Source organism: Streptomyces verrucosisporus (genome assembly GCF_017114865.1).
In the GTDB taxonomy this organism is placed as follows: domain Bacteria; phylum Actinomycetota; class Actinomycetes; order Streptomycetales; family Streptomycetaceae; genus Streptomyces; species Streptomyces fenghuangensis.
Genome location: NZ_JADEYH010000014.1, coordinates 118129 through 131095 on the forward strand (window position 1 = coordinate 118129; position 12967 = coordinate 131095).

At 75.3% G+C, this 12967-nt stretch carries 12 protein-coding genes; 6 read left to right on the forward strand and 6 right to left on the reverse strand.

Going from position 1 to position 12967, the window contains the following annotated elements:
- Positions 1 to 398: 398 nt before the first annotated feature.
- Positions 399 to 2129 (reverse strand): DUF885 domain-containing protein, encoded by a 1731-nt coding sequence (locus IQ279_RS16870; protein WP_206349361.1) that lies wholly within the window; start codon positions 2127 to 2129, stop codon positions 399 to 401.
- A gap of 64 nt (positions 2130 to 2193) precedes the next feature.
- A complete protein-coding gene (locus IQ279_RS16875) occupies positions 2194 to 2676 on the reverse strand; it encodes an Lrp/AsnC family transcriptional regulator (RefSeq protein ID WP_206349362.1) in 483 nt (160 codons plus the stop codon).
- A 59-nt stretch (positions 2677 to 2735) separates the two neighbouring features.
- Here IQ279_RS16875 and IQ279_RS16880 point away from each other — a divergent pair, with 59 nt between their 5' ends.
- Positions 2736 to 4007 carry a trans-sulfuration enzyme family protein gene (locus IQ279_RS16880; protein WP_372445162.1) on the forward strand — a complete coding sequence of 424 codons (1272 nt, stop codon included), beginning with the start codon at positions 2736 to 2738 and terminating at the stop codon, positions 4005 to 4007.
- Here the strand turns inward: IQ279_RS16880 and IQ279_RS16885 are convergent.
- From IQ279_RS16885 to IQ279_RS16895, 3 genes are all read right to left on the reverse strand, one after another.
- Positions 3955 to 5433, reverse strand: coding sequence for a GNAT family N-acetyltransferase (locus IQ279_RS16885; RefSeq protein ID WP_206349363.1), 1479 nt, complete (start codon positions 5431 to 5433; stop codon positions 3955 to 3957). The genes IQ279_RS16880 and IQ279_RS16885 overlap by 53 nt on opposite strands.
- A 115-nt stretch (positions 5434 to 5548) precedes the next feature.
- Positions 5549 to 6115 (reverse strand): DUF1990 domain-containing protein, encoded by a 567-nt coding sequence (locus tag IQ279_RS16890; RefSeq protein ID WP_206349364.1) that lies wholly within the window; start codon positions 6113 to 6115, stop codon positions 5549 to 5551.
- 41 nt (positions 6116 to 6156) lie between these two features.
- Positions 6157 to 7746 carry an alkaline phosphatase D family protein gene (locus IQ279_RS16895; RefSeq protein WP_206349365.1) on the reverse strand — a complete coding sequence of 530 codons (1590 nt, stop codon included), beginning with the start codon at positions 7744 to 7746 and terminating at the stop codon, positions 6157 to 6159.
- 342 nt (positions 7747 to 8088) lie between these two features.
- Here IQ279_RS16895 and IQ279_RS16900 point away from each other — a divergent pair, with 342 nt between their 5' ends.
- The 4 genes from IQ279_RS16900 to IQ279_RS16915 all read left to right on the forward strand — a co-directional run bounded on the left by IQ279_RS16900 (position 8089) and on the right by IQ279_RS16915 (position 10308).
- Positions 8089 to 8523 (forward strand): hypothetical protein, encoded by a 435-nt coding sequence (locus tag IQ279_RS16900; RefSeq protein ID WP_206349366.1) that lies wholly within the window; start codon positions 8089 to 8091, stop codon positions 8521 to 8523.
- The gene (locus IQ279_RS16905; RefSeq protein WP_206349367.1) at positions 8520 to 9326 is read left to right on the forward strand and encodes a transcriptional regulator; all 807 of its coding nucleotides are present in this window, start codon (positions 8520 to 8522) and stop codon (positions 9324 to 9326) included. Before IQ279_RS16900 ends, IQ279_RS16905 begins: the two co-directional genes overlap by 4 nt.
- 37 nt (positions 9327 to 9363) lie before the next feature.
- A complete protein-coding gene (locus IQ279_RS16910) occupies positions 9364 to 9798 on the forward strand; it encodes a roadblock/LC7 domain-containing protein (protein WP_307792399.1) in 435 nt (144 codons plus the stop codon).
- A gap of 135 nt (positions 9799 to 9933) precedes the next feature.
- Positions 9934 to 10308: a hypothetical protein gene (locus IQ279_RS16915; protein WP_206349369.1), complete on the forward strand. Its 375-nt coding sequence runs from the start codon at positions 9934 to 9936 to the stop codon at positions 10306 to 10308.
- Positions 10309 to 10335: 27 nt separating this feature from the next.
- Here the strand turns inward: IQ279_RS16915 and pdxR are convergent, their stop codons facing one another.
- Positions 10336 to 11874 (reverse strand): MocR-like pyridoxine biosynthesis transcription factor PdxR, encoded by a 1539-nt coding sequence (pdxR, locus tag IQ279_RS16920; RefSeq protein ID WP_206349370.1) that lies wholly within the window; start codon positions 11872 to 11874, stop codon positions 10336 to 10338.
- A 47-nt stretch (positions 11875 to 11921) separates the two neighbouring features.
- Between pdxR and IQ279_RS16925 the strand changes: the two genes are divergently transcribed.
- A complete protein-coding gene (locus tag IQ279_RS16925) occupies positions 11922 to 12917 on the forward strand; it encodes an EamA family transporter (RefSeq protein ID WP_206349371.1) in 996 nt (331 codons plus the stop codon).
- Positions 12918 to 12967: the final 50 nt, after the last annotated feature.

The window sequence follows — 12967 nt, forward strand, 5'->3', positions numbered from 1 at the left end:
TCAAACCACCGGATGGTGCCGACCGGGGTGACCGCGGGTCGTGTGCGACGACAGCGTAGGGCCCAGGGGTGTGCGAGGGAGGGGAAATGGCCAGGTTGTGGCCGTGCGGGCGATCATCTGATATGGCGTCGGGCCGGAGTGCCGCGGCGATGCCGGGGGAGAGGGCCGCGGTGGTTTCCGCAAATCCGGCATGTACACCAGCAACGTGTCGAAAACGTGACAGCGGGGTGGTCGGAGGGTTATGGCGAGGTGAGGCAGGGGGAAGGGAGGGGCGGCCGGGCGGTGCCGGCGGCCGGTCCCCGTGGGGCGCGCGGTGTGGACCCGCGCACCCCACGGGGCGCCATACGGTGCTCGGAGCGTGGTTCGGAGCGCGGTTCGGAGCGCGACCCGCGCGTGGTTCAGAGCGCCGAGAGCTCCGTCACCAGGTCGTCCAGGCCCAGCGAGCCCAGGGACAGCGCGTCCATGTGCCACTTCCGGGCGTCGAAGGCGTCGCCGTGCGCCGCGCGGGCGGCCGCGCGGCCCTTCAGCCAGGCGCGCTCGCCCAGCTTGTAGCCGATCGCCTGGCCCGGCATGCCCAGGTAGCGCACCAGCTCGCTCTCGACGTGGTCGGCGGGCAGGCCGCTGTGCATGCCGAAGAACTCCTGGGCCAGCCGCGGCGTCCAGCGCTCGCCGGGGTGGAAGGGGGAGTGGCCTGGGATCTCCAGCCCCAGGTGCATGCCGATGTCCACGACGACCCGCACGGAGCGCATCATCTGCGCGTCCAGATAACCCAGCCGCAGCTCGGCGTCGTGCAGGAAGCCGAGCTCGTCCATCAGCCGCTCCGCGTACAGCGCCCAGCCCTCGGCGTTGGCGCTGACCATCCCCACCGACGTCTGGTAACGCGAGAGCCGGTCGGCGACGTACGTCCACTGGGCGAGCTGGAGGTGGTGGCCGGGAACACCCTCGTGGTACCAGGTGGTGACCAGCTCGTAGACGGGGAAGCGGGTCCGCCCCATCGCCGGCAGCCAGGTGCGGCCGGGCCGGGAGAAGTCCAGCGACGGCTCGGTGTAGTACGGCGCGGCGGCGCTGCCCGGCGGGGCGATCATGGACTCCACGCGCCGGACCGGCCCGGCCAGGTCGAAGTGCGTGCCGTCCAGCTTCTCGATCGCCTCGTCCATCAGCTCCTGGAGCCACACCCGGGTCTCCTCCACGCCCTCGATCGCCCGGCCGTGCGTGTCGAGGTGGCGCAGCGCCTCCCACGGGGTCGCGGCGCCCGGCAGGACCCTGGCGGCCTCCGAGCGCATCTCGGCGTGGATGCGGTGGTACTCCTCCCAGCCGTAGGCGTACGCCTCCGCCAGGTCCAGGTCGGTGCCGTTCCAGTAGCGCGCCCACCGGCGGTACCGCTCACGGCCCACGGTGTCCGGGGCTCCGTGGGCGGCCGGGGCGTAGGTGCCGCGCAGCCAGTCGCGCAGACCGGCCACCGCGCCGGCGGCCGCGGCGGCGCCCCTGTCCAGCTCGGCGCGCAGGGAGTCGGGGCCGCCGGCGCAGAAGGAGGCGAACCAGTTGGCGCCGCCGCCCTCGCCCAGCCACTGGCCGAGCTGCCCGATCACGGTGTCCACCTGGCGCGGACCGGCCGGGAGCCCGCCGGCCAGGCCCTTGGCCAGCGAGGCCCGGTAGCCCTCCAGGGCGGCCGGCACGGCCGCCATCCGCCGGGCGACGGCCGCCCAGTCCTCGTCGGTGGCGGTCGGCATGAGCGTGAAGACGCTGCGGACCGAGTGCACCGGGGAGTGGAGGTTGCTGACGGCGCGCAGCCCCTCGCCCGCCTCGTGCACGGCGAGCCCGGCGGTCAGCCGTTCGCGCAGCAGACGCGCGCAGCGCCGCTCGGCTTCGCCGTCCCCGCCGGGCCGCCGCTCGGCCTCGGCGAGCCGCTCCAGGGTGGCGCGGTCCAGGGCGGCCTGGGCCTCCTGGCCGCCGGGGGAGAAGTCGGGCAGCTCCTCCGGGCCGCCGGGGAGACCGAGGTAGGTGCCCAGGATCGGATCGAGTGCGACCAGGTCGTCGACATAGGCGTCGGCGACCCGGCGGGGCAGGGGCGCGGCGCCGCGCGCGGTCTCGGCCGGTGTGCCGGCCGGGGTGTTAGATGCATCGGACATGGGCCTCATCCTGGTACGGCGGCGCCCGCCGCGTCACGCCGGGAGGCCGCCGGAGCGCCGCGGGTCAGCCCGGCCGTTCGGGCGGCAGCAGCGGGCCGCACGTCCACTGCTGGAAGATCAGCCGCGTCTCGACCCGGGCGACCTCCCGGCGCGAGGTGAACTCGTCCAGCACCAGCCGCTGCAGATCGGCGGTCCCGGCGACCGCGACATGGACCAGGTAGTCGTCGGGGCCGGTCAGGTGGAACAGCGCCCGCGACTCCGGCAGCGCTCGCACGCGTTCCACGAACGGGCCGATCAACTCCCTTCTGTGAGGCCTGACCTGTACCGAGAGAAAGGCCTCCAGGGGCCTTCCGAGTTTGGCCGGATCCAGTCGTAGCGCATGGCCGAGGATCACCCTGCCGCGACGCAGTCGCGCCACCCGGTCCAGGCAGGTGGAGGGGGCCACGCCGACGGCGGCGGCGAGATCGCGGTAGGTGGTCCGGGCGTCGTTCTGCAGAAGGCGCAGAATCTCCAGATCGACCGGGTCGAGAACGACTGAATCGGACATTCGCCGAACATAGCACGGCCGAATTCCGCTACACGCCGGTAGTTGTTCAGCATCGCGACATGACCGACCAGGACAGCATGGACACGACATTGCCGGCCGCCACCCGAACGCTGGCCACCGAGGCCGTGCACGCCGGACGCGAGGACCTCGCCGCCCTCGGCCTGCACGCCGCCCCCCTGGACCTGTCCACCACCTACCCCTCCCACGACAGCCGGGCCGAGGCCGCCCGGCTGGACGAGTTCGCCGCCACCGGCGCCCAGTTGCAGGGCCCGCCGGTCTACGCCCGGCTCGACAACCCGACCGTGGCCCGCTTCGAGACGGCCCTGGCCCGGCTGGAGGGCGCCGAGGCGGGAGTGGCCTTCGCCAGCGGCATGGCGGCCCTGACCGCCGTGCTCCTGGTGCGCGCCGCCCAGGGGCTGCGGCACGTCGTCGCGGTCCGGCCGCTGTACGGCTGCAGCGACCACCTGCTCGGCAGCGGACTGCTGGGCACCGAGGTGACCTGGACCGACCCGGCGGGCATCGCCGACGCCATACGCCCCGACACCGGCCTGGTGATGGTGGAGACACCGGCCAACCCCACTCTGGCCGAAATCGACCTGAAGGCCGTGGCGCACTCCTGCGGTTCCGTGCCGCTGCTGGTCGACAACACCTTCGCCACCCCCGTGCTGCAGCGGCCGGTCGAGCACGGCGCCCGCATCGTGCTGCACAGTGCCACCAAGTACCTGGGCGGCCACGGCGACGTCCTCGGCGGCGTCGTCGCCTGCGACGAGGAGACGGCCCGCGAGCTGCGCAAGGTGCGCTTCGCCACCGGCGGCGTGCTCCACCCGCTCGCCGGCTATCTGCTGCTGCGCGGCCTGTCCACGCTGCCGGTGCGGGTACGGGCGCAGTCGGCCACGGCCGCGGAACTGGCCCGGCGCCTGGCGGACGACCCGCGGATCGCCCGGGTGTACTACCCGAGGCTGGGCGGCGCCATGGTCTCCTTCGAGGTCAGGGGGGAGCCGCACGAGGTGATCGCGGGAGTGCGGCTGATCACCCCGGCGGTCAGCCTCGGCAGCGTGGACACCCTCATCCAGCATCCCGGGTCCATCAGCCACCGCATCGTCTGCGAGGACGACCGCCGCACCGGTGGGATCGGGGAGAAGCTGCTGCGCATGTCGGTCGGCCTGGAGGACGTCGAGGACCTGTGGAACGACCTCGACGCGGCGCTCGGCTCCGCCCGGGAAGCCGGGGGCGGGGCCGAGCGCCGCGCCGGGAGCGCCGGGGAGGACGCCGCGGGCGTCAGCGCGGTCCCGTCGGGGCGGCTGCCGGAACCGGGACGAGCCGGGCGGTGATCACCAGGGTGCCCTCCTCGACCTGGTAGTCCAGCGGCAGCCCCAGGCCGCGCATGGCCGCCACCATGCCGGTGTTGTGCGACTGCGTCACGGCGTAGACGCTCTCGCACCGCGCCTCGGCGGCCATCGCCACCAGACGGCGCAGCAGTTCGGCGCCGATGCCGCGGCGCTGCCAGACGTCCTCGACGAGGAGGGCCACCTCCGTCTCGTCGCCGTCCCACATCAGATGGCCGAGCGCCACCAGCTTCCCCGACGCCGTCTCGGCCGCCAGGGTGCGGCCGAAACGCGGGCTGAGCAGGTGGTCCAGATAGCGGTCGGCGTCCTTGACCGGACCGTGGTAGCGCGCGGCCAGGGTGTGCTCCGAGCAGCGCCGGTGCATCGCGCGCGCGGCCTCCAGATCACAGGTGTCCGCCCGCCGCACGGTGATCTCGTTCCCCTCCGGGAGCGTGAGCGTCTCGCGGCGGCGCGGCATCCGGCCCGCCGGCCCGGCCCCGAGGCCGGGGGCGGAGGCGCCGGGGGCGCCGGCCGGACGGGGATCCGACTGGGCGTCCAGCCGGGCGTCCAGCTCGACCAGGGCGCGGGCCCGGGCGAACTCGGTCGGGGTGAAGGGCAGATGGGGCCGTTCCACGACGATCGTCCCGCCGCGCGGATCGCGCATCCGGATCACCGTCTCCTCCAGCGCGCCGTCCTCGGGGACCTCGGCGGCGTGCGGCTCTCCGAGCGACTCCCCGCCCGGCTGCCCGCCCGCCGTCCGGCAGGGCACCGAGCGGATCGTGCAGCGGCCGAGCAACTGGCGCAGCGCGAGCGGGAGTTCGGAGCTGTCCAGCGCGGTGCGGGTGGCCAGGCCCAGCACCCGGGTGGGGGTGTCCACCAGATCGTGGGCGTCGGCCCGCTCCAGCCAGGTGTCCCGCCCGCCGGCCGCGGCCACCGCCCGGCCCAGCTCGGCGGCCTCCAGCACGCGGGGCGCCCGCAGCAGGAACTCGTCCACCGTGACCTCGCCCAGCGGATGGGTCTGGAGACCGATGACGTCCACCCGCAGCTCCGCCAGGACGGCGCACAGCGCGGCGAGCGAGCCGGGCTCCTCCCGCACGGTGGTGCGCAGCCGCCACAGCACCGGCGGCTCCTGCGCGGGGCCCGCGGCGGCCGGGCGGACGCCGGGATCGGGCGGCGGATGGTGGCGGCGCCGCGCCCACCAGGTGTGGATCCCGGCCGTGGCCAGCAGGGCGGCGGCCGACAGCACCAGCAGCACGGGGCCGTCGGGCCCGTGCGCCACCGTCTTGGCGATGCTGTCGGCCACGGTCACGGCCGTGAACAGCGCCGCCAGTTCGACCAGGTCGTGTCGCCAGTGGTGCGGGCCGCGGGCCTTGCGGCGGGCGGCGCGTCGAGCGGTGCGGCGGTCTGCGCGGTGTGCGGAGGATTCGGTCATGCGGTCACTCTCACCGACCGGTGTTGCGTGATCACGAACGGGTTGTGACCGATGGGTTAAGGGCCTTCTGGGAACCATGCCCTTTTTGCCGGACGCCCTCTCGCCGTGTGCCGCGTCATGCGCGAGGGTCGCCGCCCGCGCGGGAGAGCCGTCGCAGCACCGCCCCGCACCGCCGGGCGTACAGCCGCTGGAACAGCGGGACGAGCGGCCCGGCGGCCCGCGCCCACCACACCTCGGGGCGGCTGAAGGCCCGCACCTCCAGCCAGACGGCCCCGTCCTCGTCCAGCTCCACGACGAACGCCTCCTCGCCGCGCTCCGGATGCCCCGGCAGCGTCCCGTAGCCGAAGCCCGCCCGACGCTCGCCGTCCGCCGCCCACACCACCCGGCACGGCGCGTGGATCCGCAGCCGTCCGGCGCCCAGGCCCACCACCACGCGCACCCCGGGCTCGGCGCGCGGGGAGCCGGTGGCCATCTCCACGCCCATGGCCCGGTGCATCCGCCAGGTCAGCACGGCCCGCCCGGCGGCCCGGAAGACCTCCCGGCCCGCACCGATGCGGGTGCGCACCCGCAGCAGACCGAAGCCCGGCGGGCGGCCCGGCACACCGTCCTCGCGGGTGGCGCCCGCCCCGGCGTACGTCAGGCCGGCCGCGGGATCGCCGGGGCGGTCGTCGTTCGCTTCCATGGGCGCAGCGTATTGCGCCGCGCCCATGGAAGCCCGGTCGTCTACTGCCCCACCAGGCCGGGGTGCAGCACCTTGGTGTACAGCACCGCGCCGCCCTCCTCGCGCAGCCGCACCGTCAGCTCGCCGCTGTCGCCGTCGATGTCCACCTGGCCGTAGAACTGGTAACCCTCGCTCGGTGAGACGTTGCCGCGCTCCGGCGCCTTGACGAAGACCCGCTCGGGGCCGAACGTTCCGTCCAGCGCGCTCGCCGGGAAGGCCCCGGCGTTCAGCGGTCCGGTGACGAACTCCCAGAACGGGGCGAAGCCCTTGAACGCCGCCCGCGCCGGGTCGTAGTGCTGGGCCGAGGTGTGGTGCACGTCCGCGGTCAGCCACACCGTGCCGGTGATCCGCCGGTCGCGGACGAACCGCAGCAGCTCGGCGATCTGCAGCTCGCGCCCCAGCGGTGCGCCCGGGTCGCCCTGCGCCACCGCCTCGGCGTGTCCGCCGTCGGAGACGACCAGCCCCAGCGGCATGTCCGAGGCGATCACCTTCCACACCGCGCGCGAGCGCGCCAGCTCCCGCTTGAGCCAGGCCAACTGCTCCGCGCCCAGCACGCCCTGCGGGTCGGAGGCCTGAAGACCGGGGGAGTTGGCGTTCCGGTAGGTGCGCATGTCCAGCACGAAGACGTCCAGCAGCGGGCCGTGGCGCACCACCCGGTAGATCCGCCCGTCGCGGTCGCGCCGCGGGGAGGAGAGGGGGAAGTACTCGCCGAACGCCTGCCGGGCCCGGGCGGCCAGCACGTCCACGCGCCGCTCGGTGTAGCGGGCGTCGGTGAGGATCTCGCCGGGGTACCAGTTGTTGACCACCTCGTGGTCGTCCCACTGCACGATCGAGGGCACCTGCGCGTTGAAGCGCCGCAGCGACTCGGCCAGGAGGTTGTAGCGGAAGTTGCCCCGGTACTCGCCGAGGGTCTCGGCGACCTTCGACTTCTCCTCGGTGACCACGTTGCGCCAGGTGCCGCCGCCGGGCAGCGACACGGTCTCGGTCAGCGGTCCGTCGGCGTAGACGGTGTCGCCGCTGAAGAGGAAGAAGTCCGGGTCCAGCCGGGCCATCTCGTCGAAGACCGGATAGCCGCCGCGGTCGGGGTTGATGCCCCAGCCCTGCCCGGCGAGGTCACCCGACCACACGAAGCGCACCCCGCCCCGGCGCCGCGCCGGGGCGGTGCGGAAGGTGCCGTACACCGGCTCGCCGGTGCGCCGGGGGTCGTCGGGGTCGGCCAGCACCACCCGGTAGTGGATCTGCCGGCCCGGCGGCAGTCCGTGCAGCGCCGTCGTACCGGTGAAGTCCGTGTCCGGTCCGAGGAGGGGGCCGTACCGGCGGCGCGCGTTGCGGAAGGACTCCGTGGCGGAGGTCTCCACCAGCATCCGGGCCGGGCGGTCCGAGCGCACCCACACCAGACCGGACGTGGCCGTCACGTCCCCGGTCTGCACTCCCCAGCCGGCCCTCGGCCGTCCCGACAGCGCCAGCGCGGGCGCGGCGGCCGGCACCAGCGCGGCGGTGGGCAGGGACAGCGCCGCCGAGGCGGCCAGCGTGCCGCGCAGAACCGAGCGCCGGGCGGGCGCGGCGCGCTCCGGTGAGTCCTGGTGTGCCATGGGCGAACAACCTCCTGAGCATCGGGCGGAGCGGGTCGTACGGCCGGTCATGGTGGCCGCGCGAGGCGAACGCGGGGGAACCGCGCCGCCGCGTGCGGGCCTGTTCCGGGTGAACGCGGCGGTACCCGCCGCACCAGGTCTCTCGCACCGGGGCAGGCGCCGGGCAAGGCGGGCGTAGAGCGACGTGAAAATGACAATTTCACTTGCCGCTCGAACATTACGTCGCTTCCTCGGTCGGAATTGTTCAAATGTGCCCGGAACGAGTGACACGATGCGTAATCTCGTCGTCACTTCCGCACCACCGGTGGTGCGTCCGCGCGTCGAGCAGGAAGGGGGTCCCACGTGCCCGGAATCGACGAATGCCTGCTCGAGGCCATGACGCTGCCCGGTGCGCGCGGCGCCGCCGTGGTCGACTGGACCAGCGGACTCGCGCTCGGCGCGGTGGGCGAGCCGTCGTGCGGCGACCACGAGACGACCGCCGCCCGGACGGCCGAACTCGCCCGCACGGCCGCCGAGCACATCGCGTTCGCCGCCCCCGGCGACTCCGGGCGCGGAAGTGAGGGCGGGGAGTTCGCGGGGGAGCCCGGGCCCGGCGGGGGAGAGCCGGTCGAGGACCTCATCGTCACCACCCGCGACGGCTACCACCTGCTGCGCTTCGTCGGGCAGGTCTTCGACGGCGGCCTCTTCGTCCACCTGTGGCTCGACCGGGACGGCGGCAACCTCGCCCTCGCCCGCATCCGCCTGCGCCACCTGTCCGAACGGCTGGTGCTCGGATGAGGGCCGCCCTCTCCCCGATGCTCGGCCACCTCGCGGCGCAGCGGGCCACCGGGGCACTGCTGCGCGGCAACGGGACGCTCTATCTGCGCGACGGCGAGGTCGTCCACGCGGAGAGCCCCGTCTCCCCGGGGCTGGACGTACTGCTCACCCTCGGCGGCAGAATCCCCGCCGAGGGCTGGCGGGAGGCCGTGGAGCGGGCCGGGGCCCGTCGGCAGGTGGCGCGCTTCCTGGTCGACAACGGCCGGCTGACCCGGGGTGAACTGGAGGTCTACCACCTGGGCGCGCTGTACGACGCGGCCTTCTTCGCGCTCGCCCCCGGCAGCGGACCGGCCCGGTTCCGCAGTGGCCTGTCCCACTGGCTGGGGCCCGTCCGGCCGGTTCCGGCGGAGGATCTGCAACGCGAGGTGCTGCGCCGCAGAAGACTGCTGGAGGAGTTGTGGCCGCGCCCGGAGGTGGACACCGCCCCGGTGGTCCGAAGCCGGCAGGCGCCCCTTCCCGCCCCGACCCGCAGGCAGCGGGCCCTCCTGGAACTGGCGGACGGGACGCGCACCCCCGCCGACATCGCGCGGCGGCTCGGCCGCCCGGCCTTCCACGTGCTGATCGACGTACGGCGGCTGGCCGCCGCCGGGCACATCCAAACCCCCGCGCCCGGAGCGGCGCCCCCGGACTCCCCGGACTCCCCGGTGTCCGGAGCCGCACCGCCCCCGTCCCCCGTGTCCGCCGCCCGGTTCCCGGAGGTGTCCACCGACCCGGACATCGCCCTGCTGCTCCGGATCCGCGATGCCCTGGAGGCGCGCCTGTGATGCACCCAACCGTCCCCGCCCGCCCCGGATCCCTGCCGTGAGGCGCGCGCTGAAGCAGCTCGCCGGAGCGCGGCAGCCCGCCGCGGCCGACCCGGAGGTGCTGCGGGAGCTGCGCATGCTGCGGTCCCGCGTCCCCCACCTGACCGGCGCCCTCGCGGTCGGCGCCGGAGGCGCCCTGCTCGCGGAGGACGCCCCCGGCGCGAGGAACGGCCCCCTGGCGGCACTCACCGCCACCGTCCTCGCCGACGCGCTGCGGCTGGTGGAGACCGCCGACCGGGGCCGCTTCCGCGAACTGTTGGTGCGGGGGGAGAGCGGCTACGTCGCGGCCTACGCGGCGGGCCCCGCCACCTTCCTGGCCGTCCTGGCGGAGCCGCGCGCCAACGTGGGCCGCGTTCATCTGGAGGCCCGCCGGACCGGAGCCCGTATCGCCCGCCTTGCCGCGGGCGCGGACGAAGGGCCGCAGGAGGGCTGAGCCGAGCCGGGCCCACCGGCACCGCCCGGCCTGCCCGGGCCCACACCGCGGGCGAGCCCGCCCCCGGTGAAGCGATATGTCAGAAGAAGAGCGGAACGTGCACCGCGGTGCACGCGGAAAGGAAGTGCGACAGCCATGGCCAACGTCGAAACCTCCCTCAAGGAAGCGATGACCGCGATCGAGGGCTCCCTCGGGGCCGCCCTCGTCGACTACACCAGCGGCATGGCACTCGGCACCGTCGGAGGAGGCAAGGACCTCGACCTGAACGTCGCCGCGGCCGGCAACACCGACGTCGTCCGCGCCAAGGTGCGCACCATGGAGATGCTGGGCCTGAAGGACGAGATCGAGGACATCCTGATCACCCTCGGCGGGCAGTACCACCTGATCCGGCTGCTGAGGGCACGCGGCAGCAACGGCCTCTTCCTCTACCTGGCCCTGGACAAGGCGCGGGCGAACCTCGCCATGGCCCGGCACCAGCTGCGCAGGATCGAGGCGGAGCTGGAGATCTGACGCGGCGGCGGGCCCTCCCCGCCCCTCTCACGGGTGCCGGGCCGCCCCGGCCAGCAGCCGTACGCCGTGCGCGATCCGGTTCGGCGTCAGATGCGCGTAGCCCAGCACCAGCCGTACGCGTCCGCCGTCCCCGCCGTCCCCGCCGTCGCTTCCGGGCGGCGGGGACGGCGGACGCGGCGGCAGGTAGTCGGACAGCGGCCGCACCGCCACCCCCGCCCGGGCCGCCCGGGCCAGAAGACGTTCCTGCGGGCCGCACCGGGGCGGCAGCGAGGCGATGACGTGGAGCCCCGCGGCGATCCCCGTCACCTCCGTGCCGCCGATGTGCTCCGCCAGCGCCCGCAGCAGCGCGTCGCGCCGCTGCCGGTAGGCGCGTCCGCAGCGCCGCAACTGCCGGTCGTACTCGCCGCGGGCGATGAAGTCGGCCAGCAGCGCCTGGTCCAGGACCGGATGGCCCAGGTCCATGGTCCGCTTGCGCTCCACGATCTCCCCGGCCAGACCGTCCGGCGCCACCAGCCAGCCCAGCCGGAGCCCCGGTGCGAGGGACTTGCTGACCGACCCGGTGTAGGCGACCCGCCGGGGGTCGAGCCCCTGGAGCGCGCCGACGGGCGCCCGGTCGTAGCGGAAGTCGCCGTCGTAGTCGTCCTCGACCAGCAGACCGTCCGCATCGCGGGCCCAGGCCAGCAGCGCCGAGCGGCGTGCCGCGGAGTAGGCGATGCCGGACGGGAACTGGTGGGAGGGCGTGAGCACCGCGGCCCGCGCCCCCGAGGCGGCCAGATCCCCGGGGAGCAGACCCTCGGTGTCCAGGCCGACCGGCACGGTGCGCAGCCCGGCCGCCGCGAACAGCGCCGCGTGTTCGAAGCTCCCCGGGGTCTCCACCGCCACCGTCCCGCCCCCGCTCCCGCCCAGGGTGAGGGCCAGCAGCGTCATCGCCTGCGCCACACCCGAGCAGATCACCACCCGCCCGGGATCGGCGGCCACCCCGCGCCGCCGCGTCAGCAGGGCGGCCACCGCCGAGCGCAGTTCGGGCAGCCCGCGCGGATCGGGGTAGCCCAGGGCGTGGTGCGGCAGGCCGGCCAGCGCCCTGCGGTGGGCGGCCGCCCAGGCGGCACGCGGGAACAGCGCCGGATCGGGGGAGCCGGGCCGGAAGTCCACGGCGGGCGCGGCCGTACGCTCCCCGGCGGACCGGTCGCCCGCCGGCGCGTCGCGCGCGGTGTCGCCCACCCAGGTGCCCGAGCCCCGGCTGCTGGTGAGATAGCCCTCGGCGGTCAGCTGCTCGTACGCCTCGGTGACCAGGCCCCGGGAGACCCCCAGATCGGCGGCGAGTTCGCGGCTGGAGGGCAGCCGGGCGCCGGGCGCCAGCCGGCCCGAGCGCACCGCCTCGCGCAGACCGGTCTGCAGGACGCGTCCGCGCTGCCGGGGCGGGGCCTCGCGGACGGGCAGCAGCAGCCCCCACGCCGCGCTCCCGCCGTGCCCGGCACCAGGCGTCGCACCCGGTGCTCCCCCGTCCACGCCGCCGCCTTCGCCCGCACCGTCACCCTCACCGGAAGTGGTCCCCGTAACCGCCATGGAAGTGGACCTTAAACCGGTCCGCGCCACTTCCTAGCGTCGGCTCCATGACATCCTCCTTCGGCCCTTCCCGGGCAGGGCACCGACGCGGCGCCCTGCTCGCCGCCGTCGCCTGCTGCCTGGTCGGCGCCTCCTTCACCGCCAACAGCGTGCTCGGCGACTACCCCCACGCCGGCGGCCAGGCCCTGCGCTACGGCCTGGCGTGCCTGCTCCTGCTGCCGCTGCTCGGACGCGGGGCGCTCGCGCCCCTGCGCCTGCTGACCACGCGTCAGTGGGCGCGCCTCGCCCTGCTCGCCGCCGTGGGCATGGTCGGCTTCAACCTCGCCGTACTGGCCGCCGAGCGGACCGCCGAACCGGCGGTGCCCGGCGTGCTGGTCGGCTGCGCGCCGGTCGTCGTGGCCGTGGTCGTCCCAGCCCTGGACGGCCGCCGGCCCGCGCGCGCGGTGTTGTACGGGGCGCTGCTGGTGGCGGCCGGGGCCATGGCCGTGCAGGGGTGGGGACGTACCGACGCCGCCGGACTGCTGTGGTCGGCCGCCGCGCTGGCGGGCGAGGTGGGGTTCGCGGTGATCGCCGTCCCCCTGGTGCGCCCGCTGGGTGCCCGCCTGCTGTCCACGGCGGCCTGCGCCCTGGCGGCGGTGGAGGCCGCGCTGCTCGGCGTGGTGCTCGACGGCCGGGCCTGGCTGCGGATGCCGGACCCGGCCGAGTCGGCGGCGCTGCTGTGGCAGGCGGTCGTCGTCACGGTGGTCGGCTTCGTCTGCTGGTACGCGGCCGTCGGCCGCATCGGCGCGGAGCGGGCCACGCTCTTCTCCGGACTCATCCCGGTCAGCGCGGCGCTGACCGCCCCGCTGGTGGCCACCGGCTCCTACGGCTGGGCGCAGGCGGGCGGCAGCCTGCTGGTCGGGGCGGGCGTGGCGCTGGGCGCGGGCGCCCTGGCCCGTCGCCCGGCCGCGTCCGGGGCGGCGGGGTCACCCGAACCGTCCGGGACGCCGGAGAAAGGCGTGACCGTGCCGGAGCGGGCCGCCGCCCGGCAGGGGCAGGGATGACCCGCCCCGGTACCTGACCGCCTTTCACCGGTGCGGGCTCCGCGGAGCCC